General features: G+C 65.6%; 13 protein-coding genes. 3 read left to right on the top strand and 10 right to left on the bottom strand.

Going from position 1 to position 16,861, the window contains the following annotated elements:
- The 8 genes from AXA74_RS22505 to flhD form a co-directional block, all read right to left on the bottom strand.
- The coding region (locus tag AXA74_RS22505; protein WP_155680916.1) for a Tar ligand binding domain-containing protein at positions 1-934 on the bottom strand (934 nt) is incomplete at its 3' end.
- A 54-nt stretch (positions 935-988) separates the two neighbouring features.
- On the bottom strand, positions 989-1,492 hold the full coding sequence (gene cheW, locus AXA74_RS22510; protein WP_029579474.1) for a chemotaxis protein CheW: 504 nt from the start codon (positions 1,490-1,492) through the stop codon (positions 989-991).
- A gap of 13 nt (positions 1,493-1,505) precedes the next feature.
- On the bottom strand, positions 1,506-3,593 hold the full coding sequence (cheA, locus tag AXA74_RS22515) for a chemotaxis protein CheA (protein WP_060833323.1): 2,088 nt from the start codon (positions 3,591-3,593) through the stop codon (positions 1,506-1,508).
- Positions 3,594-3,646: 53 nt separating this feature from the next.
- On the bottom strand, positions 3,647-4,027 hold the full coding sequence (locus AXA74_RS22520) for a response regulator (protein WP_029579476.1): 381 nt from the start codon (positions 4,025-4,027) through the stop codon (positions 3,647-3,649).
- A gap of 8 nt (positions 4,028-4,035) precedes the next feature.
- On the bottom strand, positions 4,036-4,980 hold the full coding sequence (gene motB, locus AXA74_RS22525) for a flagellar motor protein MotB (RefSeq protein ID WP_029579477.1): 945 nt from the start codon (positions 4,978-4,980) through the stop codon (positions 4,036-4,038).
- Between the two features lie 17 nt (positions 4,981-4,997).
- Complete coding sequence (gene motA / locus AXA74_RS22530; RefSeq protein WP_029579478.1) at positions 4,998-5,873, bottom strand: flagellar motor stator protein MotA; 876 nt, start codon at positions 5,871-5,873, stop codon at positions 4,998-5,000.
- Between the two features lie 233 nt (positions 5,874-6,106).
- Complete coding sequence (gene flhC, locus AXA74_RS22535; RefSeq protein ID WP_032955783.1) at positions 6,107-6,679, bottom strand: flagellar transcriptional regulator FlhC; 573 nt, start codon at positions 6,677-6,679, stop codon at positions 6,107-6,109.
- Between the two features lie 29 nt (positions 6,680-6,708).
- Positions 6,709-7,032: a flagellar transcriptional regulator FlhD gene (gene flhD, locus AXA74_RS22540; RefSeq protein WP_029579480.1), complete on the bottom strand. Its 324-nt coding sequence runs from the start codon at positions 7,030-7,032 to the stop codon at positions 6,709-6,711.
- A gap of 422 nt (positions 7,033-7,454) precedes the next feature.
- Here flhD and AXA74_RS22545 point away from each other — a divergent pair, with 422 nt between their 5' ends.
- From AXA74_RS22545 to AXA74_RS22555, 3 genes are all read left to right on the top strand, one after another.
- The gene (locus AXA74_RS22545) at positions 7,455-8,198 is read left to right on the top strand and encodes an RNA polymerase sigma factor FliA (protein WP_029579481.1); all 744 of its coding nucleotides are present in this window, start codon (positions 7,455-7,457) and stop codon (positions 8,196-8,198) included.
- A gap of 202 nt (positions 8,199-8,400) precedes the next feature.
- Positions 8,401-9,471: a flagellin FliC gene (locus AXA74_RS22550; protein ID WP_029579482.1), complete on the top strand. Its 1,071-nt coding sequence runs from the start codon at positions 8,401-8,403 to the stop codon at positions 9,469-9,471.
- Positions 9,472-9,632: 161 nt separating this feature from the next.
- On the top strand, positions 9,633-13,904 hold the full coding sequence (locus AXA74_RS22555; protein ID WP_051593972.1) for an FkbM family methyltransferase: 4,272 nt from the start codon (positions 9,633-9,635) through the stop codon (positions 13,902-13,904).
- A gap of 141 nt (positions 13,905-14,045) precedes the next feature.
- Here the strand turns inward: AXA74_RS22555 and lpdA are convergent, their stop codons facing one another.
- Together lpdA and AXA74_RS22565 are read right to left on the bottom strand one after the other, a co-directional pair.
- The gene (gene lpdA, locus AXA74_RS22560; protein ID WP_060833324.1) at positions 14,046-15,812 is read right to left on the bottom strand and encodes a dihydrolipoyl dehydrogenase; all 1,767 of its coding nucleotides are present in this window, start codon (positions 15,810-15,812) and stop codon (positions 14,046-14,048) included.
- Positions 15,813-15,827: 15 nt separating this feature from the next.
- Positions 15,828-16,861 (bottom strand): dihydrolipoyllysine-residue acetyltransferase (locus tag AXA74_RS22565; RefSeq protein WP_162266990.1); only part of this gene is annotated, 1,034 nt, incomplete at its 5' end.

The raw sequence follows: 16,861 nt of genomic DNA on the forward strand, positions 1-16,861 counted from the left end.
AGGCGGCCTGCTGCTCCGTCCGGCTGGACAGGTCGGTGTTGCCCGCCGCGATCTCGCGCGCGCCCACGTTGATCTCGTCCACGCCCCGGCGCACCGACGACACCGTGCGCGTCAGGCTCTCCTGCATGCGCTTGAGCGCCGCGAACAGCTGGCCGATCTCATTGCTGTTGCGCACTTCCACCCGCGCCGTCAGGTCCCCGCCGGCAATCCGGTCAAAATGCGCGCCCGCCTCGCGCAGCGGCTGCAGCACGCGCCGGCGCAGGAAGACATAGGTCATGAAGACCAGCAGGGCCGCCATCGCGCCGCCCGCGCCCACGGCCATGAGCACGAAGGCGTAGCGTTTCTGGGCGACTTCATAGGCGTCCAGGAATTCCCCCGCGCGCCAGAAATCAAACGACTCGATGGCCAGCACGAAACGGGCCTCCAGCGCATCCAGCCGCGAGGCGAGCACTTGCTGGTAGGCCGCCATATCGCCCTTGGCCAGGGCGGCGATCATGGGCGCGAAGGCCTGGCTCACCAATCCTTCGTAGGTGGTTTCGACTTCCTTCAGGCTTTCCTGGGCGCTGTCCGGACGCGGCAGCTTGCGGAAATGCTCCAACTCGCCCTGGGAACGATTCAGCGCCGCCTTGGCGCGCTCCAACAGCCCGGCGGCCTCGGCCGACAGGCCGGCCGGCTGGCCGGCGCCGCCCGCGATCCCGCCATAGTGCGCCACGCCCACACGGCCCAGGCCGTCCACCGTGTCCTTGGCGGCCATGGCGATGCGCCCGACGGAATCCGTGATCGCCTGGGTCTGGCGGATGTCCTCCAGCGTCCCGTTGCTCACACGCAGCGACAACACGCCCAAGGCCGCGCCGATGACCAGCATCAGCGAAAAAAAGGCCAGCACGCCCAAGAGGCTGCTGCGTATCGACAGATTCGCCAGGAAATTGCGCATAACACTCCTCAACCGCGATGTAGGGGCGGGCAACATCCCGCCAGGGCGCGCCCGCTAGGACGCGGCTTTTTCCACCAGCGCCATTTCGTCGCTGGTCATCAAACGTTCGATATCCACCAGGATGAGCATGCGCTCGTCCACCGTGCCCAGGCCGGTCAGGTATTCGGTCGACAACGTGGCGCCGAATTCGGGCGCCGGGCGGATCTGGGCCGTATTGAGCATGAGCACATCGGACACCCCATCGACCACGATGCCCACCACGCGGCGATCCAGGTTGAGGATGATGACCACGGTCTGCTCGTTGTATTCGACGCTGCCCAGGTTGAACTTGATGCGCAGGTCGACGATGGGCACGATGATGCCGCGCAGATTGGTCACGCCCTTGATGAAGGGCGGCACATTGGCGATGCGCGTGACCGTGCCCGCGTCGTAGCCGCGGATTTCCTGTACCTTCAGGATGTCGATACCGTACTCTTCCGAGCCCAGCGTGAAGACCAGGAACTCGCTGCCGGTATCCTCGGCGCGGCGATTGTGGGCGGATTCGGGTTTGGCTGCCATGGTTGGCTCTCCGTCAATTCAGAATGGCTTCAGGCTGGGCCCAGCGCTCGCGGTTGGCCCGGGCCAGGGCAAACACATCGACGATCAGCGCCACGCTGCCGTCGCCCAGGATGGTGGCGGCCGAGATGCCCGGCACCTTGCGGTAATTGGATTCGAGGTTCTTCACCACCACCTGGTGCTGGCCCACGAGGTGGTCCACCAGCAGCGCGAAGCGGCGGTCTTCGGCCTGCATGATGACGGCGATGGCCTGGGTGGGGTCGGTCTGCGCCTGGCCCACCGAAAACACGCGATGCATCTCGACCAGGGGCAAGTATTCACCGCGCACATGCATGACCCGCTCGTTGCCCGCCACCGTATAGATCTGGTCCTGCTGGGGCTGCAGCGACTCCGTGACATGGTTCAGCGGCAGGATGAAGGTCTCGCCGCCCACGCGCACCGACATGCCGTCCAGGATGGCCAGCGTCAGCGGCAGCACGATGCGGGTCGTGGTGCCCTGCCCGGGCTGGCTGCTGAGCTGCACATGGCCGCCCATATCCTGGATGTTGCGGCGCACCACGTCCATGCCCACGCCGCGGCCCGAAATATCGGTCACCTGTTCGGCGGTGGAGAAGCCCGGCGCGAAAATCAGTTGCCAGATTTCCTCGTCGGGCGAGTTCTCATTCACCGACAAGCCCTGCGAGATGGCTTTCTTCAGGATGCGCTCGCGGCTCAGGCCGCCGCCATCGTCGCTGACCTCGATGACGATATTGCCGCCATTGTGCTGGGCCGAAAGCACCAGCTGGCCGACCGGGTCCTTGCCCGCGGCCACGCGCTTCTCGGGCGTTTCGATGCCGTGGTCCAGGCTGTTGCGCACCAAGTGCGTCAAGGGATCGATGATGCGCTCGATCAGGCTCTTGTCCAGCTCCGTGGCCCGGCCATAGGTCTGCAGCTCGATCTGCTTGCCCATCTTGCCGGCGATGTCGCGCACCAGGCGCGGGAAGCGGCTGAACACATAGTCCATGGGCATCATGCGGATGGACATGACCGCTTCCTGCAAGTCGCGCGCGTTGCGCTCGAGCTGCTCCATGCCATTGAGCAGGCGATCGTGCAGCACCGGGTCCAGCGTGGACGCTGTCTGCGCCAGCATGGCCTGGGTAATCACCAGTTCGCCGACCAGGTTGATGATCTGGTCGACCTTCTCCACGCCCACGCGGATGGAGGTCGATTCTTTGTCGGCATGATGCGCGGCCGCCTTGGACGCGGCGGGGCTCTTGGCCGGCTCGGCGGCGGGCGCGGCCGGGGCGGCGGGCTTGGCTTGCGGCGCGAAACCGGCCGCGGCCTGGGCGTCCACCACGTCCGCGGCCGGGGCGGCCGGCGCGGCTTCGCGGCGCAGCTCCATCTGGTCGGCATCGATGATGAAACAGCACACGGCTTCGATATCGTCGGCCGAGCAGGTGGTCTGCACCCAGACCGTCAGGGTTTCGCCCTTGCGCTCGGCGGCCAGCACCTGGCCCAGGTTGCCCATTTCTTCCTGGATGGAAGCGGCGTCCTTGTCGGAAATCTTGCGGATATGCAGGCGCAGCGGCAGATCGCCGCCGGCCGCCGCTGGCGTCGCGGCGGCGGCGGCCGGCTCGGGCGCGGCCGGTTCAGGCGCGGCCGGCTCAGGTGCAGCGGGGGCAGCGGGGGCAGCGGGGGCAGCGGGCTCGGGCGCCACCTCGCCGCGGCCTTCGAGCGCCAGCTGGCGCAAGACGGCGCAAATGCGCTCGAACACGGCGTCATCGGGCTCTTCGGAAGCGCGATAGGCATCCAGTTGGCTTTTGAGCACGTCTTTGGCTTCCAAGAAAGTATCCACCATGTCGGCGCGCAGCGACATCTCGCCGCGGCGAATGGCGTCCAGCAGGTTTTCCAGCAAATGCGTGGTCTCGGCCAGCTTTTGAAAGCAGCCGAAGGTCGCCGCGCCACCCTTGATCGAGTGCGCGGCACGGAAGATCGCATTGAGCTGCTCGATGTCGGGCGCACCGACATCCAGCTCCAGCAGCAGCTGCTCCATTTGCGCGAGCAGCTCGTCAGCCTCATCGAAGAAGGTTTCGTAGAACTGACTGAGGTCCAGACCTGAACTCATGAACGGTATGCCTTTCTAAAGTGCTTGCCGTGGGGGCCCGCCCCGCCCGGCGCCTACAGCCCGGGCGGCTCGCCCAGCAGCTCCGAGGTCAACTCCACCAGCGTGTCGGGATCCAGCGGCTTGTTCAGCCACCCGCAGACGCCCAGGTCGCGGGCCGCCATCTTGCTGTCCACATCGTCTTCGGTGGTGAGCACCAGCACGGGAAGATCCTCGTACCGGCGCTCGCCGCGCAGGCCCTGTATGAGGCCCAGGCCGCCCATGACCGGCATATTCCAGTCACTGACCAGCATGTCCACCGGACGCTGGCGCGCCACCTCCAGCGCCTCCTGCCCGTTGCTGGCGGTCAACACCTGCCAGCCCGCCGAGGTCAGGGCCGCCTTGACGATCATCCGCATCGTTGCGGAGTCGTCCGCCACCAGAATCGTTGCCGTCATACCCGTCGCTACTCCTGCCGGGGTGCCTCCGCGCCCTGGCTCTGGTTGTGTTCAGTCACGGCCCGCCCGACGTCCTGCGCGTCGCGCGAGGAGACGTCGGCCGCGGCCGCATTCTCCGCCTCGATGCGGCGCTGCGTCTTTTCATTGAGCACCACGAGGCTGATACGCCGGTTAACGGCAGCATAAGGGTCATCTTTAACCAGGCTCATGCTGGAAGACAGCCCCTGGACCCGCAGGACCTTGCCTTCGTTCATGCCGCCGGCCACCAGCTCCTGGCGGGAGGCATTGGCGCGGTCGGCCGACAGCTCCCAGTTGCTATAGGCGCGTTCGCCGCGCGCATACTGGGTCGCATCGGTATGGCCCGCGATGCTCAGCTTGTTGGGCAGTTCGTTGAGCACCGGCCCCAGTTCGCGCAGGATGTCGCGCATATAGGGCTGGACCTGGGCGCTGCCGGTGGCGAACATGGGCCGGTTCTGGCTGTCCACGATCTGGATGCGCAGGCCCTCGGTCGTCAGGTCCAGGAGCAGCTGCGGCCGGAAACTCTTGAGCACCGGGCTGTTGTCGATGACCGATTCCAGGCGCCGCTTGAGCGATTCCAGGCGGTGGCGGTCGCGCCGGTCGGCATCGGGCTGGGCCTCGACGCGGCTGCCCTCGGCGCGGCGCACATCGCCCGAGTCGCGCACCGGATCGGCGCCGCCGCCCGGGATGGCGCTGGTCTCGGCCGAAGAGCTGGGCCCCCCGGTCAGCGCCACGCGCAGCGGCATGCGGAAATAATCGGCAATGCCCTTGAGTTCCTCGCGCGGCACGATGCTGATCAGCCACATCACCAAGAAGAACGCCATCATCGCGGTGATGAAATCCGCGTAGGCGATCTTCCAGCTGCCGCCATGATGGCTCTTGCCGGCGGTGCGCTTGCGGCGGATCACCACGCGGTGATTATTGACCGTGCTCATGCTTCAGCAGCCTCTAGCTAGGCGCGGCCCGTGGCCGTGGTCTTGGCCTGGCGCACATGCTCCTCCAGCTCGCCGAAGGACGGACGTACGGCCGAGAACAGCACCTTGCGGCCGAACTCCACGGCCAGCTGGGGCGGATAGCCGTTCATGCTGGCCAGCAGCGTCACCTTGATGCACTCCAGCACCTTGACGGACTCCGAGGTGCGGCGCTCCACGCGCGAGGCCAGCGGCGCGACAAAGCCATAGGCCAGCAGCACGCCCAGGAAGGTCCCCACCATGGCCTTGGAAATCAGGTCCCCCAGCACGGCGGGCGGCTGGTCCACCGCGGCCAGCGCCTTGATCACGCCCAGCACCGCGGCCACGATGCCGAAGGCCGGCAGGGCGTCGGCCACCTGCTGCAGCGCATGGGTCGGCACCTCGCGCTCATGGCGGAAAGTCTCGATCTCCTCGTCCATCAGCGTCTCGATCTCGAAGGAGCTCATGTTGCCGCTGATCATGATGCGCAGATAGTCCGTGATGAACTCCATCAGCTTCGGATCCTTCATGATGCGCGGATACTCGTTGAAGATGGGGCTGGACTGCGGGTCCTCGATGTGCGATTCGATCGCCATCAGGCCCTCGCGGCGGGCCTTGTTCAGCAGCACATACAGGAGCGCCATCAGCTCCATGTAGAGGTCCTTGCTGTAAGGGGCGCTCTTGAAGGCGCGCGGGATGGCCTGGCGCACCAGGGTGAGCGACTTGCGGCTGTTGCCGGCAAGAAAGGCGCCGACCGCGGCACCGGCGATCAGCGTCAATTCGAAAGGCTGGTAGAGCGCGCCCAGGTGCCCGCCCAGCCCGACGAAACTGCCGACCACTGCGATGATGACCACCGCATATCCGATAACTACCAACATATCAGGCCTCTGCCATCGAGTCTAAAAAATGCCACCGCGCCGCGCCCACCGCCTGGGCTTGCCGCCCCCGCGGGGACGCTTGCACCCCGGGGGGGCAGTCCGGCGATTGAAAAACACCGCCAATGATCGCCCGGCTCCCCCGCCGCAAAAACGCGGGTTACGGGGAGAATTCAGGGGCTTTTGGCGTGTTTGCTCTCCCTTAAGGACGCCGGCGGCAAGCCGTAGGGCCCCGTTCAAGACCCCGCCAGCGCCCGGGCCCCGGCGCGCGCCCGGGCCGCCGCCCGGGTCTTGCCCGCGCGAGGCGGCGGACGGCAGATCGCGCACACGAAGTCGCCCTGCGGATCGTGGGCATGAGCAATGAAGTGCCCGCCGCACTGGCGGCAGGGCGACAACTGCAGCATGCCGCTGTCAAAGAAGCGCACCAGCATCCAGGCCCGCGTGAAACTGAGCACCGGCTCGGCCGTGGGCGCCCCCGAGGTATCCACCGCGGCATGCTCGAGATAGAGGCGATAGGCGTCGATGACCGCCCGTATGCCCTTGCTGGTCGTGCGCGTGTTCAAAAAAGAGAACACGTTATAGAACAGGGAGGAATGGATGTTCGGCAGCCAGGTCATGAACCAGTCCACCGAGAACGGCAGCATGCCCTTGGGCGGCGAGCAGCCGCGGATTTCCCGGTACAGCCGGGCCAGCCGGTCATGGCTCAAGCTGGTTTCGGCCTCCAGCACCTGCAGGCGCGCGCCCAGCGTGATCATGGAGCTGGCCAACAGGATCTCATCGGCTTCCTGGGCGACGCTTTTTATCGCCATGACGCCTCTCCCATGCTTCGCAAGCCCATTTAAGCGATCTCTTCGACGGGTTGCTTGGCCAGCAGAATGGTGGCGTGCGCCTGCTGCAGCGCGCCACCCAGCACATCCTGCGTCAGGGCCGACAGCAGGCTGTAGTCATCAAAACGGAAACGGCACAGCAAAGAACTGGAACTGGCCAGCTTGACCAGCTGCGCGGGCGACAAACGCATCAGGATGTCAGCCACTTCATTGCTGAAACCGAGACGGAACATGGAAGCTGCATAGTCGTCGCGCAGCATGCGTTGCGCCAACAACAGGTAAGACAGATTGACTTCGCGGATATCCGCAAGCAAGGAACTGTCAGCAGTTTTCACTTTTTACTCCTGTGACTAAGACATTGGCATCAGTCGGGGTCACGCAGCCCAGTCCGCGCGCCCCCGAAACCCGTGCGCAGACTTGTTTTTTCGTCTTAATGCGAAATGTATCAGTTGATCGCAATTTGCATGCAATTTACCATGCTCACTGTCATTTTCTATGACTTTTATGACTAAACATTGATTTTTTTCATTATTTCCATAAAACGTGGCGACACTTGTTACAGATATTTCACATATTACATCGCAAATTCGTAAATAAACGCTCAAAACGTTGCGTACTTACCCGAATGAATTCCCGCGATGTGTCGACAATCTCTGTATGGAGAAAGGCTGTCCAGCAACCTGACCACCCGCTTCCTGGCCGTTGCAGCACCGCAACAATGTGACTGCACCAGCAAGAACCTGTCGTCTAGACCTGAATGCCCAACGCAGAAGAAAGCCTGGTCCAATACTCGCCGCTCGTGCGCAAGCTGGCCTTGCAACTGCTCGCCCGCCTGCCGGCCAGTGTCCAGCTCGATGACCTGATCCAGGCCGGCATGATCGGCCTGCTCGACGCCGTGCGCCGTTACCAGGAAACGCCGGACGCCCAGTTCGAGACCTACGCCACGGCCCGCATCCGCGGCGCCATGCTCGACGAGCTGCGCAGCCAGGACTGGCTGCCGCGCAGCGTGCGCAGCAAGAGCCGGCGCATCGAAGGCGCCATCCAGCGCCAGGAACAGCGCCTCATGCGCCCGCCCACCGAGACCGAGATCGCCCAGGAACTGGGCGTGCCCTTGGACGAATACCAGTCCATGCTCTCGGACGCCCAGGGGATCCAGATCCTGCATTACGAGAACATCGGCGGCGAAAGCGAAGCCGGCGACCCCGACTGGCAGGAAGCCGGCGCCGAGGGCGGCAACAACCCGCTCAACGCCCTGCTCGCCTCCGACCTGCGCGCCAGCCTCATCCAGGCCATCGAGCGCCTGCCCGAGCGCGAACAGCTGCTGCTCTCCCTCTATTACGAGCAAGGACTCAACCTCAAGGAAATCGGCGCTGTGCTCAACGTCACCGAAGCCCGCGTCTGCCAGTTGCGCTCCCAGGCCACCGCGCGCCTGCGCGCCTCCCTCCAGGAAATGGCCTGGGCCAAGCTGCCCGAGCCCCAGCTCCTGTCGCACGTCATCTGAGCCGCGGGGGGAGTCGCCCGTCCCATCGGCCCGCCTGTAAAAAAAGTTGTAACTCGCCCGCAATCCCCTAAAGATCCCAAAGTCGGGGACGTTATCCAGGCAGCGGGAGATGCGCGGTGGCAAACACAACGACGCATCCCCGCAGATGATGGGCGGCACCGCTGCCCAGTTTGAAGAAGCCTTTCTCTCTTGGGAGCTACTCATGGCTGCTGTTATCAACACCAATTACCTGTCGCTGGTTGCCACCAACAACCTGAACAAGTCGCAATCGGCCCTGGGCACCGCCATCGAGCGCCTGTCCTCCGGCCTGCGTATCAACAGCGCGAAGGACGATGCCGCCGGCCAGGCCATCGCCAACCGCTTCACCGCCAACATCAAGGGCCTGACCCAGGCCGCGCGCAATGCCAACGACGGCATCTCCATCGCCCAGACGACGGAAGGCGCGCTGAACGAAATCAACAACAACCTGCAGCGCATCCGCGAACTGACGGTGCAGGCCGCCAACGGCACGAACTCCACGACCGACCTGGAATCCATCCAGGCTGAAATCACCCAGCGCCTGGACGAAATCGACCGCGTGTCGGCGCAGACCCAGTTCAACGGCGTGAAGGTCCTGGCCTCCGACCAGACCCTGACCATCCAGGTCGGCGCCAATGACAGCCAAACCATCGAAATCAACCTCAGCAAGATCGACAAGGGCACGCTGGGCCTGAATTCGCTGGACGTCAACAAGCTCGCCAAGAACGTCAAGGCCGGCGGCTTTGCCGATGGCGCCACCATCGCCGCCACCAACGCCACGTTCGCCTACACCGGCGCGGGTGCGACCGCCATCACCGAACAGGGCGTCCTGAAGGGTTCTGACGGCAACTACTACGTCAAGGACGACAAGGGCAATTTCTACGCTGCCTCCGTGTCGGTGGCCTCCGCCGGCACCAGCGAGGTCACCGTTACCATCGCTACGAGCGCCGCCGTCTCGGCCGCCACCGTGTCCGCCGCCGGCCTGAGCCCGCTGGCCGACATCGACACCGCCCTGCAGAAGGTGGACAGCCTGCGCAGCGACCTGGGCGCCATCCAGAACCGCTTCGAGTCCACCGTCGCCAACCTCAACAACACGGTGAACAACCTGTCGGCCGCGCGTTCGCGCATCGAGGATTCGGACTATGCGACCGAAGTCTCCAACATGACCAAGAACCAGATCCTGCAACAGGCTGGCACCTCGGTCCTGGCCCAGGCCAACCAAGTGCCGCAAACGGTGCTGTCGCTGCTGCGCTAAGCCCGCAGCGCGCGGCAACTGACCGCGATCGGCAAACCGGGGGACGCAAGTCCCCCGGTTTTTTTTTGCCGCGCAATTAAGGCCTTTTTGCCGCGCTCACCGCCGGATTGGGCCGGCCGCGGCCCGGGTAAGCTGCCCACTCCCTCCATCAGGCTATGAGTATGGCCCGCTACGCCACGAAACGCAGCGCCGTCAAGACGCTCCCCTCCCCGCTTCCCGCCTTGGAACAGGCGCTCAAGGCCACGCAAGCGCGCCCCGGCGACCCGCAGGCCTGGCACGCCCTGGCGCGCCGCCACCTGGCCGACGGCCAGCTGGACCTGGCCGAAGAGGCCCTGGCCGCCTGCCAGCGCCTGGACCCGGACTTCGCGCCGGCCTGGCTGGAGCTGGGCCGGCTCCAGCACAAGCGCGGCAACCCCCAGCGCGCCGCCCAGGCCTTCGATCACGTCCTGCAGCGGCAGCCGCGGAATATCGAAGCCTTGCACGGCCTGCTGGAGCTGGCCAATGGGCGCAGCGACCATGCCCAGGTGCTGACACTGGCCGAGCGTATCCTCGCTGTCGCGCCGGACAATACGCTGGCGCTGCAGCGCAAATGCCAGGCCTTGCACCGCTGCCATCGCTTTGACGAAGCGCTGCAAGCGGCGCGCTGGCTGATCGCCAATGCGCCGCAAGGCCGGGCGCTCTTCTATAACGACCTGGGCAATATCCAGCGCGATCTGGGCGAGCTGCAGGCCGCCTCCCGCTCCTACGCGCGCGCGGCCGAGCTCACCCAGGTCGACCCGGTGCCGCTGTCCAACCAGATCACCCTGGCCCACTATCTGCCCGAGAGCCGACCCGAGGATATCCTGCGGCTGTGCCGGGCCTGGGGCCGGCAATACGCGCCGCGCAACGCGGCCGCGCGGCCCGCGCCCGCCGATCTCTCGCCCGGCCGGGTGCTGCGCGTCGGCATGATTTCCGATGGTTTTCGCCAGCATCCGGTGGGCGCCATGATCACGCCCGCCCTGGAACACCTGGCGCAATATGGCCTGGAGCTGTACTGCTATGGCAGCAGCGGCGTGATAGACCGCATCACCCTGCGCATCATGGCGCTGGCCAAACGCTGGACGCCCATCGCCAGCTTCAGCGACGCCGAGCTCGCCCAGCGCCTGCGCGACGATGGCATCGACATCCTCATCGACCTGTCGGGCTTCAACGCCGGCACGCGCATGCGGGTCATCGCCATGGAGCCGGCGCCGCTCATCGTCAAATGGGTGGGCGGCCTGATCAACACCACGGGCGTGGAGTCCATAGACTATCTCATCACCGACAGCATAGAATCGCCGCCGGGCAGCGACGCGCTCTATACCGAAAAACTGATCCGCCTGCCCGACGACTATATCTGCTACCTGCCGCCCGCCCAGCTGCCCGATTGCGCACCGCCGCCCTCGGCCAGCAAGGGCTATATCACCTTCGGCTGCTTCAACAACCCGACCAAGATCAACGACGTCCTGCTGGCCGAATGGGCCCGGCTGCTGGACGCGCTGCCAGACTCCCGCCTCTTCCTCAAGGGCGCGGCCTTCGGCGCCGAGCATAAGCGCCAGCGCGTGCTCGACGCCCTGGCACGCCACGGCATCGCCGCCGAGCGCATCCGCATGGAGGGCCACTCCAACCACCAGGATTTGCTCAAGGCCTATCACGAGGTCGATATCGCCCTGGACCCCTGGCCCTATTCGGGCGGCCTGACCACCTGCGAAGCGCTGTTGATGGGGGTGCCCGTGGTCACCCTGCCCGGCCCCACCTTCGCGGGCCGGCACTCGGCCACCCACCTGGCCAATGCCGGCCTGCCCGAGCTCGTGACCGACAGCTGGGACAGCTATCGCGCGCGCTGCCTGGAGCTGGCCGGCGACGCCCAGGCGCTGGCCGACATACGCCGGCATCTGCGGCGCGTGCTGCTGGAGTCGCCGGTATGCGACGGCCCGCGCTTCGCCCGTCACCTGGCCGACGCCTTGCGCGGCATCTGGCAACGCTATACCGAGGGCCGGCCGCGCGCCGCCCTGGCCTTCACGGCCGAGGGGCAGCTCTGGTTCGAGGACGAGGACGCGCCGCGCACCATCGTCCATCCCGAAGCGGCCGCCGGCCAGCGCGGCTTCAACTTCAGCCTGGCCGGCAAGATCCATGCCCTCGACCATGGCGGCCTGCTGGCCAGCGAGCCGAATTTCGCCGGCCTGGCGCGCCTGAAGACCCTGAATACCGTGGTCATCGATCCGGCCACCCGGCTGGCCGATTCGGCCGCCCTGCTGGCCGCCCAGACCATACAGAGCTATCACGGCCACATCGCCCTGGGCGACGGCCTGCCCGCCACTCTGCACGCCTGCCTGGATCCGGCCTTCAGCGGCACGCTGCCGCCCGCGCCCGCCGACGAGCTGCCGCCCTGCTGGCGCCCGGGCGCCAAAGTGCTGGCGCCGCTGCCGATCGCCACCGTGCCCCTGGATGAGGTCCAGGGGCTGGAGCGGGTGGACTGGCTGGTGCTGGCCCTGGGCCACGACAACGCGGCCATTCTGCGCGGCGCGCGGCGCACGCTGCAAACCGCCCTGGTGGTCCAGGTGCGCGTGCCCTTCGTGGAAGGCCATGCGGGCCAGACCAGCCTGGACGCCTTGCGCCCCCTGCTGAAAGAAAGCGGCTTCCAGCTGCTGCGCCTGCGCAACCAGCACCACCACAACTACCTGCCCGACGACCGGGATCTCTTCGACCCCGGCCAGGGTTCCCTGCTGCTCTATGCCGACGCCGTCTATGTGCCCACCCGGGAGTTGAACGACGCGGAGAGGATGCGCCTGGCATTCATCATGCACGCCGCCTATGGCCTGCATGACTACGCCTACAGGCTGATCGAGGAATCCAATCCACAGTTGGCTCAAGCCTATCTGGATGACATCGTGGGCGATAGGACGGACGCGACGGACGCGCGGCCGGCGGTTCCGGCCGAAATCGTGCGTCCCGCGGCGGTCCGGCACTCGCTGCCTGGCCGTCTGGTCATCTCGTTGACTTCCTATCAAAAGCGCTTCACGGTCTTGCCCAAGACCTTGGAAACGCTATTGCGGCAATCTGTGCAGGCGGATCGCATCATCCTGTGGATTGCCGAGACAGAGCGCAATCTGCTCCCGCCAGACGTATTGGCTCTCGCATCGCAAGGGATCGACATCCGCTATTGCGAGGACTTGAAGTCTTACAAGAAAATCATTCCCACCCTGCGCGAGGAGCCGGAGGCCTTCATCGTCACGGCCGATGACGATATCTGCTATCCAGAACACTGGTTGCGCGATCTGTGCGCGGCCTGGAGCGGCCCTGAGGTCATCGTGGCTTGGCGCGCCCACAAGATCACGCTGGATAAAAGCAAACGCCCCCTGCCCTATGCCAATTGGGAATGGGAGTTCAGCGGTTCGACGAGCCCGTCCGAATTGCTCTTCCCGACCACGGGGGCCGGCGTACTCTATCCTCCGCATGCCTTTCATGCTGATATCGGCAAGGTGGAACTATTCACCGGCCTATGCCCGACCGCCGATGACATCTGGCTTTACTGGATGATCCGATTGGCGCGTCGCACCGTCCGCGTTGTTGGCCCTCGGATGGACCTGAAAACATGGACTGGCAGCCAGGATGGATCCCTGTGGCATCAAAATCTGCTGCAACATGGAAATGACGCACAGATCACCAAAATGGTGGCGCGCTATGGCTTCCCCTCTGGCCGTCTAAACGCTGCTCAAGCTCAAGCCCTGACGCAGAACCTGCCTGTCGCCTTTCAATTTAAACAAACAACCGTACGCTTCGCCTTGCCCGACAAGGACGATCATATTCAGCGCTTCATCCGCAGCAGTCTATCCTTCTATGAACTGCAGATGTTGCTCGACATTGCCGCGCGGGTCAGGCCCGGCACGGCCATATTGGATATAGGCGCCAACATCGGCAACCATACGGTGTTTTTCGGCCTGTTCTGCCAAGCCGGCTTGGTCATGTCGTTTGAACCCCAACCGGCCGTGTATCAGACGCTGCTCAGAAACGTATCGCTCAATGCGCTGCAAGACTGCGTCAAGACCTTTCCGGTCGGTCTGGGAAGACAAGCCCGCCGCGCCCGGCTTGGCCAAGTTGATCCCAACAATATCGGCATGACCAAACTCGATCTCGCCGCAGAGGGCGACATCGAAGTGCGAGTGCTCGACGAGTTGCTGCATGAGCTTGAAAACCCACCCGAAGTCTCGGTGATCAAGATCGACGTCGAAGGGATGGAGCTCGACGTCCTCCAGGGAGCCGGCCTGTTGTTGAAATCGCAACGGCCAATGATTTACGCCGAGGCGGCCACTGAAGCGGAACTCTCTTCCCTGAGGAACTATCTCGAACCCATGGGGTACCGCGTGCTGAATCGATTCAACGCGACCGCCACCTATCTCTTTGCCTGCGACTAGACGTTCTCAACTGGCGTCGGTGCCTCCTTGCCCCGCGATCGGGGCGCACAAGGAACACCGGTGCATGGGCGCGCCAGTTCCGGCCCGCGCCCAATGACAAAGCCGCCCCATCGGGCGGCTTTGTCGTCTTGCCGGCGCTGATTACTTCTTGCGTTGCGGCGGCAGGTCGGTGCACACGCCTTCGGCGACTTCGGCGGCCATGCCGACGGATTCGCCCAGGGTCGGGTGCGGGTGGATGGTCTTGGCGATATCCACCACGTCGGCGCCCATTTCGATGGCCAGCGCGATTTCGCTGATCAGGTCGCCCGCATGCGTGCCCACGATGCCGCCGCCCAGGATGCGGTGGGTTTCGGCGTCAAAGAGCAGCTTGGTGAAGCCTTCGTCGCGGCCATTGGCGATGGCGCGGCCCGAGGCGGCCCAGGGGAAGAGACCCTTCTCGACCTTGATGCCCTGCTTCTTGGCCTCGTCTTCGGTCAGGCCCACCCAGGCCACTTCCGGATCGGTGTAGGCCACCGAGGGGATGACGCGGGCGTCGAAGAAGGACTTCTGGCCGGCGGCGGCTTCGGCGGCGACATGGCCTTCGTGCACGGCCTTGTGCGCCAGCATGGGCTGGCCCACGATGTCGCCGATGGCGAAGATGTGCGGCACATTGGTGCGCATCTGGCGATCGACCTCGATAAAGCCCCGCTCGGTCACGGCCACGCCCGCCTTGTCGGCGGCGATCTTCTTGCCGTTGGGGCTGCGGCCCACGGCCTGGAGCACCAGGTCGTAGCGCTGCGGCTCCTTGGGCGCGCCCTCGCCTTCAAAGCTGACGTAGATGCCGTCGGCGCGCGCCTCGGCGCCCACGGTCTTGGTCTTCAGCATGATGTTGTCAAAGCGCCCGGCGTTCATCTTCTGCCAGACCTTGACCAGGTCGCGGTCGGCGCCCTGCATCAGGCCGTCGAGCATTTCGACCACGTCCAGGCGCGCGCCCAGCGTGGAATAGACCGTGCCCATTTCCAGGCCGATGATGCCCCCGCCGATGATGAGCATCTTCTTGGGGATCTCGCGCAGCTGCAGCGCGCCGGTCGAATCGACGATGCGCTCGTCCTGCGGCAGGAAGGGCAGCTTCACCGACTGGCTGCCGGCGGCGATGATGGCGTTCTTGAAGCGGATGGTCTGGGTCTTGCCCTCGGCGGTCTTGACCGTCAGGTGGTAGGGGTCGGCGAACTCGCCCACGCCCGTGACCACGGTGACCTTGCGCGCGCGGGCCATGCCGGCCAGGCCGCCGGTCAGCTTGGCTACCACGCTGTCCTTGTAGCCGCGCAGCTTGTCCAGGTCGATCTTGGGCTCGCCGAAGCTGATGCCATGCGCGGTCAGGGCGCGCGCCTCGTCGATGACGGCGGCGTTGTGCAGCAGCGCCTTGGACGGGATGCAGCCCACGTTCAGGCACACGCCACCCAGGGTGGCATAGCGCTCGACCAGCACGGTCGCCAGGCCCAGGTCGGCCGCGCGGAAGGCGGCCGAATAGCCGCCCGGGCCCGCGCCCAGCACCAGGACATCGCACTCCAGGTCGGCCGAGCCGCCATAAGAGGCGGCGGCCGGCGCCGCGGCCTTGGGGGCTTCGGCCTTGGGAGCCTCGGCCTTGGGAGCCGCGCTCTTGGGCGCCTCGGCCTTGGGCGCGTCCGCGACGGCTTCGACTTCGAGGATGACCGAGCCTTCGGCCACCTTGTCGCCGACCTTGACCTTGACCGACTTGACCACCCCGCCCTCGGAGGCCGGGATCTCCATCGAGGCCTTGTCGGACTCGACGGTGATCAGGCTCTGCTCGGCCTTGATGGTGTCGCCCTCGGCGACCAGCACTTCGATGACCTCGACTTCCTTGAAGTCACCGATGTCCGGGATCTTGATCTGCTTGAGATTGCTCATCGTCTCTCCGGGCGCTTACAGCGCGATGCGGCGGAAATCAGCCAGCAGTTGGCCGAGATAGGCGTTAAAGCGCGCGGCGGCCGCGCCGTCGATGACGCGGTGGTCATAGGACAGCGACAGCGGCAGCGTCAGGCGCGGCACGAACTGCTTGCCATCCCACACCGGCTTCTGGAACGAGCGCGACAGGCCGAGAATGGCGACTTCCGGCGCGTTGATGATGGGCGTGAAGTGCGTGCCGCCGATGCCGCCCAGCGACGAGATCGAGAAGCAGCCGCCCTGCATGTCGGCCGGCGACACCTTGCCGTCGCGCGCCTTCTTGGCCAGCTCGGCGGTCTCGCGGGCCAGCTCGATGATGCCCTTCTTGTCGGCATCGCGCACCACCGGCACCACCAGCCCGTTGGGCGTATCGGCAGCGAAGCCGATGTGGTAGTACTGCTTGTAGACCAGGTTGTCGCCGTCCAGCGAGGCATTGAATTCGGGGAATTTCTTCAGGGCCGCGACCACGGCCTTGATGACGAAGGCCAGCATGGTGACCTTCACGCCCGATTTCTCATTCTCTTTGTTGAGCTGCACGCGCAAGGCTTCCAGCTCGGTGATGTCCGCTTCGTCATTGTTGGTGACGTGCGGGATCATGACCCAGTTGCGGTGCAGGTTGGCGCCGGAGATCTTCTTGATGCGCGACAGCGGCTTGGCCTCGACCGGGCCGAACTTGGTGAAATCCACCTTGGGCCAGGGCAGCAGGCCCAACGCCGCGCCGTCGGCCGAACCCTGGGCCGCCGCCGGCGCGGCCGCCAGGGCGTTCTTGACGTAGCCGCGCACGTCTTCGATCACGATGCGGCCCTTGGGGCCGCTGCCCGTCACGCGCGACAGGTTCACGCCCAGCTCGCGGGCGAACTTGCGCACCGAGGGCGAGGCATGCGGCAGCTGGCCCGGCTTGAGGTCCGGATCCTGCAGGGCCTGCGTGGGCGAAGGCCGCTGGGCCGGCGCGGCGGCCGCCGCCGCCGGGGCCACCGGGGCGGCAGCCGCCTCGGCCTTGGGCGCGGGCGCGG

Source organism: Bordetella hinzii LMG 13501 (assembly GCF_001548475.1).
Classification (GTDB): Bacteria; Pseudomonadota; Gammaproteobacteria; order Burkholderiales; family Burkholderiaceae_B; genus Bordetella; species Bordetella hinzii.

What these genes read in the sequence shown, in the direction of transcription:
- flhC (WP_032955783.1), bottom strand. Translation starts at nt 6,679, where the DNA reads ATGGCGATAAAAAGCGTCGCCCAGGAAGCCGATGAGATCCTGTTGGCC.
- cheA (WP_060833323.1), bottom strand. Translation starts at nt 3,593, where the DNA reads ATGAGTTCAGGTCTGGACCTCAGTCAGTTCTACGAAACCTTCTTCGAT.
- AXA74_RS22550 (WP_029579482.1), top strand. Translation starts at nt 8,401, where the DNA reads ATGGCTGCTGTTATCAACACCAATTACCTGTCGCTGGTTGCCACCAAC.
- AXA74_RS22545 (WP_029579481.1), top strand. Translation starts at nt 7,455, where the DNA reads ATGCCCAACGCAGAAGAAAGCCTGGTCCAATACTCGCCGCTCGTGCGC.
- AXA74_RS22555 (WP_051593972.1), top strand. Translation starts at nt 9,633, where the DNA reads ATGGCCCGCTACGCCACGAAACGCAGCGCCGTCAAGACGCTCCCCTCC.
- lpdA (WP_060833324.1), bottom strand. Translation starts at nt 15,812, where the DNA reads ATGAGCAATCTCAAGCAGATCAAGATCCCGGACATCGGTGACTTCAAG.
- motA (WP_029579478.1), bottom strand. Translation starts at nt 5,873, where the DNA reads ATGTTGGTAGTTATCGGATATGCGGTGGTCATCATCGCAGTGGTCGGC.
- AXA74_RS22520 (WP_029579476.1), bottom strand. Translation starts at nt 4,027, where the DNA reads ATGACGGCAACGATTCTGGTGGCGGACGACTCCGCAACGATGCGGATG.
- cheW (WP_029579474.1), bottom strand. Translation starts at nt 1,492, where the DNA reads ATGGCAGCCAAACCCGAATCCGCCCACAATCGCCGCGCCGAGGATACC.
- motB (WP_029579477.1), bottom strand. Translation starts at nt 4,980, where the DNA reads ATGAGCACGGTCAATAATCACCGCGTGGTGATCCGCCGCAAGCGCACC.